The organism is Pantoea sp. CTOTU50773, from assembly GCF_032082325.1.
In the GTDB taxonomy this organism is placed as follows: Bacteria; Pseudomonadota; Gammaproteobacteria; order Enterobacterales; family Enterobacteriaceae; genus Pantoea; species Pantoea communis.
The window spans coordinates 31,983-49,285 of record NZ_DAMDQC010000004.1 but is presented as its reverse complement, the minus strand read 5'-3'; the positions used below and the strand labels follow the sequence as shown (position 1 = coordinate 49,285).

The following is a 17,303-nucleotide window of genomic DNA, read 5'->3' as shown; positions in this document are numbered from 1 at the left end:
AGATGGTCGAAAGGTGATGCCGAATGTGCTAGTCATCAGATTGCCAAACCACGATAACGTTCAATGCGAGCAGGGTCTGACAAGGGAAAACTTTAGATGCAAACTACAAGGTAAGTGCGTAATGCAGTGAGGTCAACTTAACACGCCTGAAGGGAGACGTCCAGCAGTGGCGAAAAAATTCACCACTGCGGAACAACACCGCGCCGGGCTTAGGCCAGGTTAGCGTTCAGGAACTCTTTCAGCTGGCCTTTAGACAAGGCGCCTACTTTGGTCGCAGCCACTTCACCGTTCTTGAACAGCAGCAGTGTCGGGATACCACGAATGCCATATTTAGGCGCAGTGCCCGGGTTGTCATCAATGTTCAACTTGGCGATGGTAAGCTTACCGTCGTACTCTTCTGCGACTTCGTCGAGAATTGGGGCGATCATTTTGCAAGGACCACACCATTCAGCCCAGAAATCTACCAGAGTGACACCGTCGGCTTTCAGCACGTCAGTGTCGAAACTGTCATCGGTCAAGTGAACGATTTTATCGCTGCTCATGTTTAACTCCAAAGATTGTGCCTGGCGAATTGGCGTAAAATATACCAACGTAGGTTGACTTTATTTCATCGGATACGCTTTCGTAAAGCGCTAGTAAGCTGATATTCTACCACACTATGAGCAAAACACACTTAACTGAACAGAAGTTTTCCGACTTCGCCCTGCACCCACAGGTGGTTGAAGCCCTTGATACCAAAGGCTTTTCTAACTGCACGCCTATTCAGGCGTTGGCACTGCCTTTTGCGCTTTCAGGGCGTGATGTTGCGGGTCAGGCGCAAACCGGTACCGGCAAAACGATGGCGTTCCTGACGTCAACGTTTCATCATCTTCTTTCTCATCCAGCCGCTGAAGGCCGCCAGATTAATCAGCCACGTGCGCTGATCATGGCCCCGACGCGTGAACTTGCTGTGCAGATCCATGCCGATGCAGAGCCACTGTCGAAAGTCACGGGTCTGAAACTGGGTCTGGCTTATGGCGGTGACGGCTACGACAAACAGCTGAAAGTGTTGGCCGATGGCGTCGATATCCTGGTGGGCACCACCGGTCGCCTCATCGACTATGCGAAACAAAATCACATCAACCTCGGCGCCATTCAGGTCGTGGTTCTGGATGAAGCCGATCGCATGTTCGATCTTGGCTTTATTAAAGATATCCGTTGGTTGTTCCGCCGCATGCCGCCGGCCACCCAGCGTCTGAGCATGTTGTTCTCGGCGACCCTCTCTTACCGCGTACGTGAACTGGCGTTCGAACATATGAACAACGCTGAATACGTGGAAGTGGAACCGGAGCAGAAAACCGGCCACCGCATCAAAGAAGAACTTTTCTACCCTTCGAATGAAGAGAAGATGCGTCTGCTGCAAACCTTGATCGAAGAAGAGTGGCCCGACCGCGCCATCATCTTCGCCAACACCAAACACCGCTGTGAAGATATCTGGGGCCATCTGGCCGCGGACGGTCACCGTGTAGGTCTGCTGACGGGCGATGTGGCACAGAAAAAACGTCTGCGTATTCTGGATGACTTCACCAAAGGTGATGTGGATATTCTGGTCGCGACTGACGTTGCGGCGCGAGGTCTGCACATTCCTGCAGTGACCCACGTGTTCAACTACGATCTGCCTGACGACCGTGAAGACTACGTGCATCGCATCGGTCGTACCGGCCGCGCGGGTGCCAGCGGACACTCCATCAGCCTGGCGTGCGAAGAGTACGCACTGAACCTGCCAGCGATTGAAGAGTACATTGGTCACGGTATTCCGGTGAGTAAGTACAGCAGTGAAGCACTGATGAGTGAGCTGCCTCCGCCGAAACGTCTGCAGCGCAGCCGTTCTGGAAACGGCCCACGCCGTGGCGGGAACAACAGCAACCGTCGTAGCGGCGCGCCGCGCAATAACAACCGTAAACGTTCGAGTTAAGCACACCATGCTGAGCGCATCGTCACTTTATGCTGCGATTGATTTAGGCTCTAACAGCTTTCATATGTTGGTGGTGCGCGAAGTGTCCGGCAGTATTCAGACCATTGCGCGTATAAAGCGTAAGGTACGTCTGGCTGCCGGTCTGGACAAAGCCAATCACCTCTCCGCCGAGGCGATGCAGCGTGGCTGGCAATGTCTGAAACTCTTCTCTGAACAGCTGCAAGATATTCCCCCCGAGCAAATCCGCGTAGTCGCCACGGCTACGCTGCGTATTGCTGAAAATGCCCAGGACTTCCTGACTCACGCCGAAGAAATTCTTGGCTGCCCGGTGAATGTCATCAGCGGCGAGGAAGAAGCACGCCTTATTTATCAAGGTGTTGCCCACACTACCGGAGGCTCTGATCAGCGCCTGGTGGTGGATATCGGCGGCGGCAGCACCGAGCTGGTCACCGGCGAGGGTTCGCACGCAACCACGTTGTTTAGTTTGTCGATGGGCTGCGTCACCTGGCTGGAACGCTACTTTGGCGATCGTCACCTGGCGAAAGAGAATTTCGAGCAGGCTGAATTAGCGGCCCGTGACATGATTCGTCCGGTCGCGGCGGCACTGCGCGAAAAAGGCTGGCAGATCTGCGTCGGTGCTTCTGGCACCGTGCAGGCACTGCAGGAAATTATGGTTGCGCAGGGTATGGATGAACGCATCACCCTGAGCAAGCTGCAGCAGCTAAAACAGCGTGCGATTCAGTGCGGCAAGCTGGAAGAGCTGGAAATCGAAGGATTGACACTCGAGCGCGCGCTGGTATTCCCCAGCGGCCTGTCGATTCTAATCGCTATCTTCCATGAACTAAGCATCGACAGCATGACGCTGGCCGGTGGCGCACTGCGTGAGGGGTTGGTGTACGGCATGCTGCATCTGCCGATTGACCGCGACATTCGTAGCCGCACGTTGCAAAACGTCCAGCGCCGCTTCTCTATCGATGTGGAGCAGGCAAGCCGCGTGCGTCAGCTGGCTGAAAGCTTTTTCCGCCAGGTGAGCACTGTCTGGAAGCTGGATAACCGATGTCGCGATCTGCTGCTGAGCGCCTGTTCAATTCACGAAATAGGCCTGAGCGTCGATTTCCGCCAGGCACCCCAGCACGCCGCTTACCTGATTCGCCATCTCGATCTTCCTGGTTTTACGCCCGCACAGAAAAAAATGCTCGCCTGCCTGCTGCAGAATCAGAGTGGCAGTATCGATCTCGCTTTACTGACGCAGCAGAACGCTGTGCCACCACGTATGGCGGAACGCTTAAGCCGTTTACTGCGTCTGGCGATTATTTTCTCCAGCCGTCGTCGCGATGACACGCTGCCTGCGGTTCGTTTACAGGCGGATGATGATGCGCTGCACCTGACACTCCCTGCTGGCTGGCTGGATGCGCATCCGCTGCGTGCCGAGTTGCTGGAACAAGAGAGTCATTACCAGTCTTATGTGCACTGGTTGCTGACTATCTCTTAATCAAACCTGCTGCGCTTGCTGATGCTGCGTTGAAAAGCTCCCGTCAAATGCTCATTGACGGCATGTGAACTCCGCTTTGCCGGGAGCTTTTCGTCTTGCCTCCGCTACGCTCGCAACGGTTATCGCTACAGGCCTGGCCTGAACGAACGGCGGGGGATTTACCCCTTCTTCGCATTCTCCAGCATCGCACGTAAGCCCGCGACGCGCGTCTGCCCGGTTTTCACCCGCTCCTCGGCGCTGATCACCTTTTTCTCGCGCTCCCACACCACATCATCCTGCGGCAACTCCATCAGGAAGCGGCTCGGTTCCGGACGCACCAGTTCGCCATACTGACGACGTTCACGGCACAGGGTAAAGGTCAGCTCTTTTTGCGCGCGGGTAATGCCCACATAGGCCAGACGGCGTTCCTCTTCGATGTTGTTCTCATCAATGCTGCTCTGATGCGGTAACAACCCCTCTTCCATACCGACCAGATAAACATACGGGAACTCCAACCCTTTGGAGGCGTGCAAGGTCATCAATTGCACCTGATCGCTCTCCTCATCGCTCTCGCCGCGTTCCATCATGTCGCGCAGCGTAAAGCGCGTCACCACCTGCGCCAACGTCATCGGCTCATTGAGTTCGTCACCTTCCAGCATCTCGGTCATCCACTGGAAAAGCGTGTTGACGTTTTTCATGCGCATTTCGGCGGCTTTGGGGCTTGGCGAGGTCTCAACCAACCAGCTTTCATAATCGACACCGCGAATCAGATCGCGTACCGCATTCACCGGTTCGCGTTCCGTCAGCTGGATAATCTCATTCAGCCATTGAGTAAAACGCTGCAGATGCTCCAGTCCGCGCCCGCTCAGCGTCTGTTGCAGCCCCATATCGAAGCTGGCATTGAACAGACTTTTATTGCGCAAGTTGGCCCATTCACCCAGCTTCTGCAGCGTGGCAGGCCCAATCTCACGGCGCGGCGTGTTAACGATACGCAGGAAAGCACTGTCGTCTTCCTGATTGGTCAGTACGCGCAGATAGGCCAGCAAATCTTTGATTTCCGGGCGCGAGAAAAACGAGGTGCCACCAGAGATGCGATAAGGAATACGGTTCTGCATCAGCTGCTTTTCAAAGACGCGTGACTGATGGTTGCCGCGATAGAGAATTGCATAATCTTTATAGGCGGTTTTATTAACGAAGTGATGAGCAATCAACTCACCGGCGACCCTTTCGGCCTCATGATCTTCATTGTTGGCACTCAGCACCTTCAGCTCGCTGCCCTCACCCAGCTCGGAGAACAGGCGCTTCTCAAACACATGCGGATTATTGGCAATCAGGATGTTAGCTGACTTCAAAATGCGCTGGGTTGAGCGATAGTTCTGCTCCAGTTTCACCACTTCCAGCGTCGGAAAGTCCTCTTTCAGCAACACCAGGTTTTGCGGTCGTGCGCCACGCCAGGAGTAAATTGACTGGTCATCATCACCGACCACGGTGAAACGCGCCCGCGCGCCCACCAGCAGTTTCACCAGCTCATACTGGCTGGTGTTGGTATCCTGATACTCATCAACTAATAAATAGCGAATACGCTGCTGCCAGCGCTCGCGCACTTCCTGATTGCGTTGCAGCAACAGCGTCGGCAGCGCAATCAAATCGTCGAAATCCAGTACGTTGCAGGATTTCAGATGCTGGTCGTACAGCTGATAGCAGTGGGCAAAAATCTGGTCGCGCTGGGATTTGGCCAGGCCAGCCGCACCCTGCGGATCGACCAGATCATTCTTCCAGTTGGAAATGGTGGAGATCAGCTGCTGCAACAGCGTTTTGTCTTCCTCCAGCCACTGTTTAGTGAGGTCTTTCAACAGCGCCAGCTGATCTTGATCGTCGAACAGCGAGAAGCTCGCTTTCATTCCTAACGCTTTGTATTCACGTTTGATGATCTCCAGTCCCAACGTATGGAAGGTGGAGATCATCAGGCCGCGCGCCTCTTTGCGCCCGAGGGTTTGCGCGACACGCTCCTTCATCTCACGCGAGGCTTTATTGGTGAAGGTGACGGCCGCGATATGGCGCGCCTGATAGCCACACTCGCGGATCAGATGGGCGATTTTATTGGTGATGACGCGGGTCTTACCCGAGCCTGCACCGGCCAGCACCAGGCAGGGACCGGTGACAAATTCGACAGCACGTTGTTGGCCGGGGTTTAAACGCATAACGGAATATCACTCAACTAATGAAAAGGAGATCCCCTGACGATTTCGCATGGCAGGAATATGGACAGGTGAGCGACTCCCGGTAACTGACTCAATCAGTCACCGTATCAAGCATACGCAGCCAACGCACCTGCAATTTGAAGTAGGACGGGGATATAATGCGCCGAACATTATACATACATACAGAGACACCAACATGGCGAAAACCGCGGCAGCTTTGCACATCCTCGTCAAGGATGAAGCGCAGGCCAAATCCCTGCTGGCCCAACTGGAAAAGGGCGCAAACTTCCAGCAGCTGGCAAAAAAACACTCCACCTGTCCATCGGGACGTAACGGCGGCGATCTGGGTGAATTCCGTAAAGGCCAGATGGTGCCCACCTTTGATAAGGCGGTGTTCTCCTGCCCGCTATTGCAACCTTACGGGCCGGTGAAAACCGCCTTTGGTTATCACATCATCAAAGTTCTGTGGCGCAACTGATCACTTTTTACTTTTCATCTGCTGCAACACGTTGCTGCACTGGTTGGCATCTGTATCACTGGGTGAAATCAGTGCCAGCAGTGCGGCGGCCGGCGCCACCACTGCGCCCAGCGCCACCGCAGCAGCGCCACGTGCGATCAGCGGCCCGGCTTTCACTCCCGCATCCGGATTTTTGAAGGTGCCACGCACATACAGTGGCGATCGCAAGGTGATGATACGAATGCCTTTGCTCTCTGGATTAATGGATAAGTCCAGCCTTTCATTGGCAAAGTTAACGTTGCCGGTGACATTAATCACCGCATTCTCCGTATCCAGCACAAACACTTTCGGCGTGGCGAGACCCTGACGGATATTGAGATCGGTGGCGGCACAGTTGATGCGCACCTCATCATCGCCAAACAGTTTGCCGACCACATAGTTACCGACATTCAGGCCGGCAATTTCCATCAGACTACGGCTGATCAATCCGTCATTCATCAGCAGTTTCAGCTCGCCGTTGCTGGTCCCCAGAATATCCGCCACCGAGTTGCCGGTACCGCTCAGGCTGGCATCGCCGTTTAACTGACCCAGGCTACGCTGCATCGCCGTGACATTCGGGAACAGCTGACGCAGTTGCAGCTTACGCGCATGCAAATCCGCGCGACCGCGCATCGGGCTTTTATCCCCTTCCAGATGAATGGTGGAGTTGATACTACCGCCCGCCATGCCGAAGCGCAGCGGATCGAGCAGCAGGTCACCGTTTTTCAACTGCAGATGGGTATAAAGGTCGCTAAGCGGCAGCTTGCTGCTGTGTTCGATGCGTTTTCCGCTGAATTTCACATCCGCATCCATCACGTCCCAGTTTTTGGTATCAAACTTGTCATGTGGCAGCACGCGATCGGCCGGTTGAGTCGAAGCGTCACCACGCTGGGCTTTAGCCTGCTGGGTTTTCTCACTGCCCTTGCCCGAATTTACGCCAATCAGCGGGCCTAAATCCGCCATGCGCAACTGGTTCGAGGTTAATTCTCCGGTCAACGTTGGGCGCGGTTTCACCTGGTGATAAGCCAGCGAGCCGTGAATATCGCTATCGCCAATATGCCCATTGAAGTTTTCGTAACGGAACAGCGGCCCTTTCTCTTCATTGAAGCGCGCGATCAAATGGCCGTCAGTTTCGTACGGCGGCGTATCAGGAAGCAGCACGCCGGTTAAACCGTACAGATTCGCCAGCGTATCGCCAGCAAAGCGCAGACGCACATCCAGCCCGCCGAGATTTAAAGGATCCTGCAACGTCCCGTCAACGCGCACGCGCGTGGTGCCGTTGCGCAAATCAACTTGCAGTGGGAACGGTGTGGTTTTGCTGCGCAACGAGAGCATGCCGCCGATCTTGCCGTCGCCAGTCAGTTTCTGATCGTTGTATGTCCCCTCCGCCTGCCAGCCAAAGACAAAATCGCCCGCGCCTTTCTGCTGGTCGTTACCGCCCGCTACCTGCGCGTAAGGCACCGGTTTGCCCAGTGGATTAAGGGTGACGGTCACATCGGCTTTATTGATGGCATCGCGATAACGAATCTGGCCTTTATCGAACAGGATATTATCGAGGCGGAAAGACCAGGCAGAAGGCGGCGCATTGGCATCGCTGTTCTCGCTGCTGGCTAAGTTGAAGGTCCAGTTATTCTTTTTATCCGCCGTCTGCACCAGCCGCGCATCGGGCAGCTGCATTTTAATCCACGGCAAATAAACCTGTTTACGCAGGAGCGCCAGCGGCGCAAGCGTAGCTTCAACGCGCTGCAAATGCACCATGGTGACATCGGGAATATTCGGCGGATTGCCCAGCATAATGTCATCAGCATGCACCTGCGGCCACGGCACCCAACTGCGCCAACCGGGTTCTTCGCGATTGCGCACCCAGGCAACACCCAGATCGCCCCGAATGGCGAAAGGCCGGTTTAACTCAGTGGAGACTTTTTGGTTGATGGTTGGCTTCAGGCGGTTCCAGTCAAACGTGGCGATAATCACCACCACCACCACAACCAACAACAATAAAATCCCGAAAACCCAACTCAGGACTTTTCCCGTACGTGACATTCTGCTTCCTCCTTGCCCTCAACGTCTCACATAACTGTAGTCGAGACGTTGCGGATCGGGATCAGGGAAGCTCGAGCGCCAGGGATTCCAGCGTGCTGAAGGGAACAGGCCGCGAGAAGAAATAGCCTTGTGCCGCCATTGCAGGTGAATTGCGTACCTGCTGCCACTCCTCTTCGGTCTCCACGCCTTCAACAATAACGCCGTTGCAATAGCGATTGATCAACGCCAGTAGCATGGAGAACAGCGAGCGGCCTTCATCGGTAGAGCGCAGCAGCATGAACAGTTCGCGCGACAGTTTAATGTAGTCATAGCGCAGCTCAGTCAGCGCAGAGAAGTTTGCCATGCCGGATCCAAAGTCATCGAGCCACAGCGGGCCCAGTTCAGGCATCTTCGCCACCATCTCTTCCTGCGGCAATGCGTGGTGCTCCGTGAGTTCAAATCGCACCCAGGGGAGTTGCGTAATCAACTGGCGGATATCGTCATGCTGCTCAATGGCTAACAGCGTCGGACCATCAATATTCACCGAGGCCACCAGCTGACGCTGACTGAAAAAGTGTGACCACTGTAATAACAGCTCAAGCTGTTCCTCGACGACATCAAGGCGCTGCGCGATAGTCAGCGCATCAAAATAGGTTTCGGGCGACAACCTTTTCTCTGGTGCGGAGGGGTGTGTCACCGCAGTCAGTAATTCAATAGCCAGTAAACGGCCGGAGACCTGGTAAATCGGCTGGAAAGTATAGAATCGTTGGCACTGCTGCCAGAAGAAACGCGTTTCCTGTTGTTGCTCCAGTTCAATTGAAATAGGCAGCCGATGACTTAAATTGTTCATCACCATGGTTTTTTCCTGGTAGGTGGTGGGTGCCTGCAAATTGTTTCTCAGCGGCAAGTATCGGCGAGTAACACGATAACTTTATTGGTCTCAGCCACCTCACGAGCAGTTGAGTGTATCAGCGCGTTTCAGGCTTAATCGGCAAAACAAGCGGCGCTTTGTCCGTTAAATCGCCGTGGAAAGTGGGTGCAGGCACCTTAAGTTAAATTAAAACATCGTTTTAAAAACCATTGACAGCTGCCATACCAGACGCGAGACTCGAGGGCAGAATTCACTACAGGCCGAAGACCATGACGCAGAAGAACATTGCCATCATTGGCGAATGCATGATTGAGCTGTCCGAAAAAGGTGAGAACATCAAACGTGGTTTTGGCGGCGACACGCTAAACACGGCGGTTTATCTGGCACGCCAGTCAGATAGCCAGCAGTTGCGGGTGGACTATGTCACCGCGCTGGGCACCGACAGTTTCAGTGACCAGATGATCGCTGCCTGGCAGCAGGAGCAGGTTCACACCCAGCTCATTCAGCGCCTCGACAATAAAATGCCGGGCCTCTACTTCATTGAAACCGACGAACACGGCGAGCGCACCTTCTGGTATTGGCGCAATGATGCCGCTGCGCGCTTCTGGCTGGATGGCCCAGACTCTGACGCGATTTGCGCCCAGTTGGCCCACTACGATTACCTCTATCTCAGCGGTATAAGCCTGGCGATTCTGCCGGCCACCAGCCGAGAGAAACTGATGGCACTGCTCAGCGCCTGTCGCCAAAACGGTGGCAAGGTCATTTTCGATAACAATTATCGTCCACGTCTGTGGGCAGACAAATCCAGCGCGCAACAGGCTTATGCCGAGATGCTGCATCACACCGATATCGCCTTCCTGACGCTGGATGATGAGCACCTGCTGTGGGGTGAACAGCCGCTGGACGCAGTGATTGCACGCACGCGCGAAGCCGGTGTGCAGGAAATTGCCATCAAACGCGGTGCCAATTCCTGTTTAGTGGCGATAGGCGATGAGCCGCTGCGTGAAGTGCCCGCCATCAAGCTGGCAAAAGAGAAGGTGATCGACACCACTGCCGCAGGCGACTCTTTCAGCGCCGGTTATCTGGCTGTACGTTTAGCCGGAGGGAGGGCAGTAGATGCGGCCGCGCGCGGTCATCTCACCGCCAGCACGGTGATCCAGCATCGCGGAGCCATTATCCCTTTAAGCGCTATGCCGCAATAACCCTCCCCTCAACATTTCCCAGCGGCACTATTTCAGGCACGACGCGTGGCGCCGCTGGATATCCGTTGGCACGATGCAGGGCGCCAGTCGTTCACTTTGCCGCTGTTGATTTGATAATCACGACTTACACAATGCACAGGATAATTTGCCTTAAATCCCGAGATTACACTGTGAATTTTAACTAACCTCGCCAGCGATCCATCTTTGGCTCATATCCGCCTACGCCAGTTTAGTAACCCTTACCATATCAATTTAAATTCAATAGATTACGGACAGAAATCGGGCCGCCAGGCATAGTCCGAAACTGCAGAAATGGTGGGTTTTCGGCTGGACGCCAGCGCGAAAACAGACCATGTTTTAATCAACAACAGCAGGACGCTGTTAATCCGGCCGCGAACAAAATAATGACAACACGACTCGCTCAGGACTGATTTATGCACACAGAAATCATTAATATCTGGCCACACGGTGATGCGCCAGGCGCGAGTGATTCGCGCGCTCAACCGCAAATCGTCGATCTCGCCAAAGAGTACGAACCTTATGACCGCGCCGCGACCGGCGTGCGTTGCCCTGAAATGGCAATCTGGCACCCGGAAACCTCCAACGGCATAACGCTGCTGGTGGCGCCCGGCGGCGGCTATCAGCGAGTGCTGATTGACCGTGAAGGCAGTGCCCTCGCCACGTTCTTCACATCGATGGGGTATACGCTGGCAGTGATGACTTATCGCCTGCCTTACGATGGCCATCACGAAGGTCCCGATGCCCCACTGGCCGATGCACAACGTGCGGTGCGCGTGTTGCGCGATCGTGCGCAGCGCGGCATGAACGGCAAATACATTGTGATGATGGGCTTCTCAGCGGGTGGGCACGTGGCTGCCAGCCTGGGGACGCGCTTTGGTGAGAAAATTTATCCAGTGCAGGATCAGGCCGACAGCTTCTCGCCACGTCCAGATGCCATGGTGCTACTCTACCCGGTGATAAGCATGCGCGACGGTCTGGCACACGAAAGCTCGCGCACTCGCCTGCTCGGCGCATGGCCGGATCAGAGGTTGATTGATGCGTATTCCATGGAAACGCGCGTACATGCGCAGACACCGCCCACGCTGCTGATTCACGCTAGCGATGATGACGCGGTTTCGGTAAACAACAGCATGGTGTTTTTCAGCGCCCTGCGTGAGCACAAGGTGCCGGTGGAAATTCACTTTTATCAGAAAGGCGGCCATGGATTTGGCATTCGCGGCGTCGCGGATCTGCCCCTCGCCAGTTGGCCGATGCTGGTCACCGAATGGCTACGCGCTAAGACATAATCCCCTTCATAATTTGAACCGCAGCGGCGCTGGCTGCACGCAGTCACCCCAGTCACCGGCTTAAGTCAGTGACTGGCGATGAACATACTTGCCGCCTTAATGCGGCTCAAATTATTTCAGGGATAATTCATGCCCTGAAACGCAGCGACGTGGCTGCATGGATGTGATGTTCAAAAGCGCCTCAAGGCACTTTTGTGCTGCTACTCAAATTTTTTTGGCGATCTCATATGCCATGAATCATAAGACTTTATGACTCGGCCATGAATGATAAATCCTGCGTCATGACGAGGGTTGAGCCGGGTCGGCCGCGCTCGCGCTGCCGTTACTTTCCGGTTTAGCTTCATCAGAAGCCGCCGGTGCCGCAGGCGCATCCGGTACCTTCATCACTTTATCCCAGTCGTCCTGCAGCATCTTCACGTTGGTCTCAGCTTCACCTTGGGGTTGAATCAGCACCATCGTCAGTTCCTGCGTCAGCTGCTGGCGCAATTCCTGATTCAGCTGGTCACGCGTCAACCCACTGAGAAACGCCTGACGCAGCTTTTGATACTGCTCCGGCGCGATATCCACCACCGCATTTTGCTGCGAGCGCAGACGCTGCCCCATCAAGATATCGGTATCTGTGCGCGCATAGGTGGCGAACAGCTTATTCAGTTCCAGCAGCTTCTGCGCCATCAGCGCATCAAACTCATCCTGCGGTAACCCTTTATCACGTACTGCCGCCAGTTCTTTCGCCACCTGGTTCATGTTCTGCGCCAGCGATGCGTTCGGGCTGTCCATGTTGATGGAACACTGCGCACGCTGGTAAAGCACGCGGCAATCAAAGCCCACCTGCACGCTCTGTGCTTTGCTGTCCGCCAGAGCGCGTTGCACATGCCAGAACAGCGCTTCACGCGCCAAATCGCTCTGCCAATAGTGCTGTAAGTTCTGTGAGTCACGAATCGGTTGCCACGGCGTATCCCACACCAGAGACAGGCGATCCTGACTCATCCCGCCATTCACCAGGTTGACAGGCTGATGCGGCAAAGGAGAGAGCGTAGGCAGCGCTGCGGGCGCAACCCGTTTCCCCTTCAGCGCGGAGAAGGTTTTGTTGATTTGTTCTGCCATGCTGCGGCTGTCAACGTTGCCCACCACATACAGGGTCATGCCATCCGGCGTGTACCACTGCTGATAGAAGCTGTTGAGCTGTGCAATATCCACCGGCGCACGCGGCTGCTCGCCCGGATCGTGCGCCAGCATCGCTGAACCCTTCAGGCGATAGCGCCACCAGACATCCTGGGTATTTGGCGGCCAGGTGGCAATCGGATCGGTCGCGGTCAGCGCGGTTGATACCACCTGCTCATTGATGGTCATTTTCCCTGCGGTCGCCGCCAGCCAGTTCAGCGCTTCTTTCAGCAGCTCCGGGCGGTTGTTGGGCAAGCTCAGGTTGTATTGGGTGTAATCGTACGATGAGATCGCTGGCGGCAACGGGCGTTGCGGATCCATGGCTTGCTGCCACAGTGAACGCTGTTGATTGGTATCCAGCGCGGTGTTGTGCACCATTGCCAGACGCGGTATCAGATGGCTGAAACCGGTTTGCTGAGCGCTCTCCACCAGTGAACCGGTGTTAACAATCAGACGTAATTCAATACGATCGCTTGGACGTTGTGGCGTGGTGAGTAACTGCCAGCTAAAACCATTGTCCAGTTTGCCTTCCTGCCACGCGGGATCGGGCTGGAGTGTCTCGGCGTGCGCGCCAAAGCCGGATGCCGCAAGGATTAATCCGCCAACCAAAAGTCGAATTCTGGTGCCCTGCATGTGAACCCCTACATAAACAGATCAACGCTCGTTATCGCGACATGTACGGTCACATCTTTGGTGACCGGCGCGGCCCATAGCCGCCACGTTTAATGAAGAACAGACTCTTTGACCACAGGAAGGTCAGGATGTCGCGCAACGAGGTAAAAAATCGGGAAAAAAATCAATGGGGTTTATTATGCAAATGCCCGCTGTCAGGGCAAGCGACAGCGGGCATTTCTCGGGAAATTAACGCAAATAGACGATCAGACGCTGGTTTGTGAGGCGTTATTGACCTTTTTCGCTGAAGAAAGCGTCGCTTTCATCTGCTTCTCATCCAGCTGACCGACCCACTTCGCCACGACAACCGTCGCCACGCCGTTACCCACCAGGTTGGTCAATGCACGCGCTTCGGACATAAAGCGGTCGATACCCAGAATCAGCGCCAGACCCGCTACCGGCAAATGTCCGACTGCAGACAAGGTGGCCGCCAGCACGATAAAGCCACTGCCGGTCACGCCCGCTGCGCCTTTTGAGGAGAGCAGCAGCACCACTAACAACGTGATCTGGTGGAAGATATCCATGTGCGCATTGGTGGCCTGGGCAATGAATACCGCCGCCATGGTCAGGTAAATCGAGGTGCCATCAAGGTTAAAAGAGTATCCCGTTGGAATAACGAGACCCACCACCGATTTCTTACAACCCAGCTTCTCCATCTTATCCAGCATGCGCGGCAGCGCAGATTCAGATGAAGAGGTACCCAGCACGATCAGCAGCTCTTCTTTGATGTAGGCAACAAATTTGAAGATGTTGAAGCCGGCCCAGCGTGCAATCAAACCTAACACCACCACCACAAACAGCACGCAGGTGATGTAGAAGCAGATAATCAGCTGACCGAGCTGCACCAGTGAGCCCACACCGTATTTACCAATGGTAAACGCCATGGCACCGAAGGCACCGATCGGCGCAAGGCGCATAATCATATTGATAACGCCGAAGATCACTTTGGAGAAGCTCTCAATGACGTTGAACATCACAGTACCGGCGTTACCCAGACGATGCAGGGCAAAACCAAACAGAATGGCGAACAGCAGCACTTGCAGGATATTACCGCTGGCAAAGGCACCGATCACGCTACCCGGGATAATATCAAGCAAGAAGGCAACAACACCCTGTTCTTGCGCCTGTTGGGCGTAAACCGCCACGGCTTTGGCATCCAAAGTCGCGGGATCAACGTTCATCCCCGCGCCCGGCTGCACCACATTAACCACGACCAGGCCAATAATCAGTGCGATGGTGCTGACAATTTCAAAGTAGAGCAGCGCAACTGCGCCAGTCCGTCCAACTGCTTTCATGCTCTCCATGCCGGCAATACCGGTCACCACCGTACAGAAAATCACGGGGGCGATGATCATCTTGATCAGCTTAACGAAACCATCGCCAAGCGGCTTCATTTGCGCGCCTAACTCAGGATAGTAGTGACCTAACAGGACGCCGATGCCGATGGCAACCAGCACCTGGAAGTAGAGGCTTTTGAACAGTTTCATAACAGGTGTCCAGGTATAGACGGAATTCACCGCCATTATTATGGAGATCGCATGCGGCAAGCCGCCTGGAAGCGAAAAACCTTACCGATTGCGGGAAAATAACACTCCGATAACAGGATTAATATACCCTTACATTCCTTACAAAAGTTACAAAACTCTAACTATGAACTGAAACGCTTCAGCAAACTATCTGACTGCAATTTCGTGAGGAAAATCAATAAACAATGTGATTATTCAGGATGTGACGAGCTGTCAAGCCAGCGTTGGTTGAAGACGTTAAGAGGGAGCGCTTCAGCGTATAAGTAGCCTTGCCCTATAGTAATTCCGCGTGCCAGCAGCCAGTCTCGCTGCTCATCGGTTTCCACGCCTTCAGCAATAACATCCAGATGAATGATGTCCGCAATCGCCGCGACAATACGCACCATGGTGTCATCATCCGGTAGCGCCGCGACAAAACTGCGGTCCATCTTCAGCTTGTTCACCGGCAGCGCTTTAAACTGATGCAGGTAATTGAGATTGGAGTAACCCATGCCAAAATCATCCAGCGCCACGGCCACGCCGGTTTGCTGCAGTGAACGCAGCAGCGAAATCGCTTGCTCGGCATCGCCAATCTGCGCGGTTTCGGTAATTTCCAGCACGAAATTGCCGGGTGCAATACGATGGCGCTCCAGCAAGCCTTGCAAATGGCTCACCATGCTGGGGTCACGCAACTGAACTGCCGATATATTGACGCTCAGCGGAATATTGATGCCGAGCTTCTGCCACGCGGCAAGGATGCGGCAGGCTTCTTCAAACACCCAGCGCCCAATCGCGGAAATCACCCCAATCTCTTCCGCGCTGGCGATAAACTCTTCTGACAAACCATAGCTGCCATCCGGCATACGCATACGCAATAGCGCTTCCGCGCCCGCCAGCTCACCGGTTTGCATATTGATTTGCGGCTGCAGATAAAGTGCAAATTGACCATCCTGCAACCCCTGCAGGATATCGTGCTCCTGCGTCAGGCGTTTTTGCGCCCGCTCAGTCAGCGCCGGATCAAAGAACAGAATCTGGTTTTTGCCCTGATGACGCGCCGACATCATTGCCGAGGTCGCGCGGTCGAGTTGCTCGCTGGCACTGACGACACTGTCATCATGCAGCGCCAGGCCAATACTGGCGTTTGGACGCAGCTGAAGTTGATGCAGGTTCACCGGCTGGTTAATGCGAATCATCAGGTTGCGCGCCAGACGCATGGCGCGGAACGGGTTGTGCGCGCGCTTCATCAGCAGCGCGAAATCGCTCGGCCCGGTTTGTGCCAGTAACGTGTGATCGTCAACGGTGCTGCGAATTTTCTCTACCAGCGTCAGCATCAGCGTATCGCGCTGCTCATCACTCAGTACGCCGTTGGCTTCCTGCAGTGTTTCGATACGGATCACCATCAATCCCCATGGCTGACGGCTATGGCGATGGCTGGCGTGCTGATCCAGCAACGCGAGGAACAGGGCGCGGTTAGGCAGATCGGTGACAGCAAAATGGGTGGTCATGCGACTCATTTCATCATGAATCGACTCCAGCACCTGCTGATTGCGGTTGTAGCTGCGGATCAGCATGCCGATTTCATCGTCGCGATGATTATGCGGCAGGTCGAGCTTGTGCGTGAGAATGGCCTGCGGTGGCAACTCCTGCAAATCACGCGACAAACTTCTCAAAGGATGGACGATCAGGCGATTGATACACCAGCTAATCGACACCGAAAGTATCAGCGCCAGCAGCAAATAGGTGGTGATCATGGTCGAGAGCGTGCTGAGCAGGAACTGGTATACCCGCGAAGAGTCGGCCTGCAGCACCAGATAGGCGATAGGCTTCGGCAGCCCAGTACGCTCTACCGAATAAAGCGGCAGCGTGATTTGCACCGGCAGTTCAAACAGACGTGCCACGAAGCGCGGTACCGGTTTTTCCGGCACAAAATCGGCGTGCAGCGCCTGAAACGCATTCGGCAATACCACATCGGCGCGCGACAGAATGCCCGCCGGTTTCAGCGTATTCAGGATGCGTTCGGCTTGCGGAATATCCCCTTTCAGCACCGCCTCCGACAACGGCTGGCGCACCGTATGGGCGATATTTTCCATCTGCTGGGCGTAATCGATTCTGCGCTGCTGCACAAAGTGGAATAACTGGATGACGATAAAGATGCTGATGGTAACCATCGCCACGGCGGACACCGTTGCCATCTGTTTTATCGTTAACGAGCGACTGACGCGCAACAAAACCCTCTCCCGACCACTTAAATCGACTATGAATACCCTAAATTATTCAAGGTGCAGGCAGGCGGCAAGGGAATGAATCCCCAGGAGCTTACTCAGGTAAGTGACTGGGGTAAATGAGCACAGCCAACGCACCTGCAACTTGAAGAATGACGGGTATAGATGAAATGCGCAGCGAGTATATCGCAGGTCAGCCTTGATTTGCGCCGGGATAAA

The 17,303-nt window shown here is 54.7% G+C and carries 12 protein-coding genes; 5 read left to right on the top strand and 7 right to left on the bottom strand.

Features of this window, described 5'->3' with window-relative positions; translation table 11 throughout:
- Positions 1 to 209: 209 nt before the first annotated feature.
- On the bottom strand, positions 210 to 542 hold the full coding sequence (gene trxA / locus RT340_RS01335; RefSeq protein ID WP_003851963.1) for a thioredoxin TrxA: 333 nt from the start codon (positions 540 to 542) through the stop codon (positions 210 to 212).
- A 116-nt stretch (positions 543 to 658) separates the two neighbouring features.
- On the opposite strand from trxA, the gene rhlB reads away from it, so the two are divergent.
- Positions 659 to 1,954 (top strand): ATP-dependent RNA helicase RhlB, encoded by a 1,296-nt coding sequence (gene rhlB, locus RT340_RS01330; RefSeq protein ID WP_038643814.1) that lies wholly within the window; start codon positions 659 to 661, stop codon positions 1,952 to 1,954.
- 7 nt (positions 1,955 to 1,961) lie between these two features.
- Entirely contained in the window at positions 1,962 to 3,446 is a 1,485-nt protein-coding gene (gene gppA, locus RT340_RS01325) for a guanosine-5'-triphosphate,3'-diphosphate diphosphatase (RefSeq protein ID WP_097118507.1), read from the top strand.
- 158 nt (positions 3,447 to 3,604) lie between these two features.
- Here gppA and rep read toward each other — a convergent pair whose 3' ends face one another.
- On the bottom strand, positions 3,605 to 5,626 hold the full coding sequence (gene rep / locus RT340_RS01320) for a DNA helicase Rep (RefSeq protein ID WP_313373621.1): 2,022 nt from the start codon (positions 5,624 to 5,626) through the stop codon (positions 3,605 to 3,607).
- Positions 5,627 to 5,822: 196 nt separating this feature from the next.
- On the opposite strand from rep, the gene ppiC reads away from it, so the two are divergent.
- A complete protein-coding gene (gene ppiC / locus RT340_RS01315; RefSeq protein ID WP_097118505.1) occupies positions 5,823 to 6,104 on the top strand; it encodes a peptidylprolyl isomerase PpiC in 282 nt (93 codons plus the stop codon).
- Here the strand turns inward: ppiC and RT340_RS01310 are convergent, their stop codons facing one another.
- Together RT340_RS01310 and pdeH are read right to left on the bottom strand one after the other, a co-directional pair.
- Positions 6,105 to 8,165: an AsmA family protein gene (locus tag RT340_RS01310; RefSeq protein ID WP_313373619.1), complete on the bottom strand. Its 2,061-nt coding sequence runs from the start codon at positions 8,163 to 8,165 to the stop codon at positions 6,105 to 6,107.
- Between the two features lie 61 nt (positions 8,166 to 8,226).
- Positions 8,227 to 9,000 carry a cyclic-guanylate-specific phosphodiesterase gene (gene pdeH / locus RT340_RS01305; protein WP_038643818.1) on the bottom strand — a complete coding sequence of 258 codons (774 nt, stop codon included), beginning with the start codon at positions 8,998 to 9,000 and terminating at the stop codon, positions 8,227 to 8,229.
- Between the two features lie 284 nt (positions 9,001 to 9,284).
- Here pdeH and RT340_RS01300 point away from each other — a divergent pair, with 284 nt between their 5' ends.
- Both RT340_RS01300 and RT340_RS01295 read left to right on the top strand, forming a co-directional pair.
- Positions 9,285 to 10,217, top strand: a complete 933-nt coding sequence (locus RT340_RS01300; protein WP_313373616.1) for a sugar kinase — start codon at positions 9,285 to 9,287, stop codon at positions 10,215 to 10,217.
- A gap of 434 nt (positions 10,218 to 10,651) precedes the next feature.
- Positions 10,652 to 11,524 carry an alpha/beta hydrolase gene (locus tag RT340_RS01295; RefSeq protein WP_034827823.1) on the top strand — a complete coding sequence of 291 codons (873 nt, stop codon included), beginning with the start codon at positions 10,652 to 10,654 and terminating at the stop codon, positions 11,522 to 11,524.
- A gap of 279 nt (positions 11,525 to 11,803) precedes the next feature.
- Here RT340_RS01295 and RT340_RS01290 read toward each other — a convergent pair whose 3' ends face one another.
- The 3 genes from RT340_RS01290 to hmsP form a co-directional block, all read right to left on the bottom strand.
- Positions 11,804 to 13,318 carry a pitrilysin family protein gene (locus RT340_RS01290; RefSeq protein ID WP_313373614.1) on the bottom strand — a complete coding sequence of 505 codons (1,515 nt, stop codon included), beginning with the start codon at positions 13,316 to 13,318 and terminating at the stop codon, positions 11,804 to 11,806.
- A gap of 245 nt (positions 13,319 to 13,563) precedes the next feature.
- The gene (locus RT340_RS01285; protein ID WP_034827821.1) at positions 13,564 to 14,844 is read right to left on the bottom strand and encodes a dicarboxylate/amino acid:cation symporter; all 1,281 of its coding nucleotides are present in this window, start codon (positions 14,842 to 14,844) and stop codon (positions 13,564 to 13,566) included.
- Positions 14,845 to 15,074: 230 nt separating this feature from the next.
- Positions 15,075 to 17,087, bottom strand: a complete 2,013-nt coding sequence (gene hmsP / locus RT340_RS01280) for a biofilm formation regulator HmsP (protein ID WP_182057602.1) — start codon at positions 17,085 to 17,087, stop codon at positions 15,075 to 15,077.
- Between the last annotated feature and the right edge of the window lie 216 nt (positions 17,088 to 17,303).

Coding starts and splice junctions, on each gene's coding strand:
- trxA (WP_003851963.1), bottom strand. CDS start 542: ATGAGCAGCGATAAAATCGTTCACTTGACCGATGACAGTTTCGACACT.
- rhlB (WP_038643814.1), top strand. CDS start 659: ATGAGCAAAACACACTTAACTGAACAGAAGTTTTCCGACTTCGCCCTG.
- gppA (WP_097118507.1), top strand. CDS start 1,962: ATGCTGAGCGCATCGTCACTTTATGCTGCGATTGATTTAGGCTCTAAC.
- rep (WP_313373621.1), bottom strand. CDS start 5,626: ATGCGTTTAAACCCCGGCCAACAACGTGCTGTCGAATTTGTCACCGGT.
- ppiC (WP_097118505.1), top strand. CDS start 5,823: ATGGCGAAAACCGCGGCAGCTTTGCACATCCTCGTCAAGGATGAAGCG.
- RT340_RS01310 (WP_313373619.1), bottom strand. CDS start 8,165: ATGTCACGTACGGGAAAAGTCCTGAGTTGGGTTTTCGGGATTTTATTG.
- pdeH (WP_038643818.1), bottom strand. CDS start 9,000: ATGGTGATGAACAATTTAAGTCATCGGCTGCCTATTTCAATTGAACTG.
- RT340_RS01300 (WP_313373616.1), top strand. CDS start 9,285: ATGACGCAGAAGAACATTGCCATCATTGGCGAATGCATGATTGAGCTG.
- RT340_RS01295 (WP_034827823.1), top strand. CDS start 10,652: ATGCACACAGAAATCATTAATATCTGGCCACACGGTGATGCGCCAGGC.
- RT340_RS01290 (WP_313373614.1), bottom strand. CDS start 13,318: ATGCAGGGCACCAGAATTCGACTTTTGGTTGGCGGATTAATCCTTGCG.
- RT340_RS01285 (WP_034827821.1), bottom strand. CDS start 14,844: ATGAAACTGTTCAAAAGCCTCTACTTCCAGGTGCTGGTTGCCATCGGC.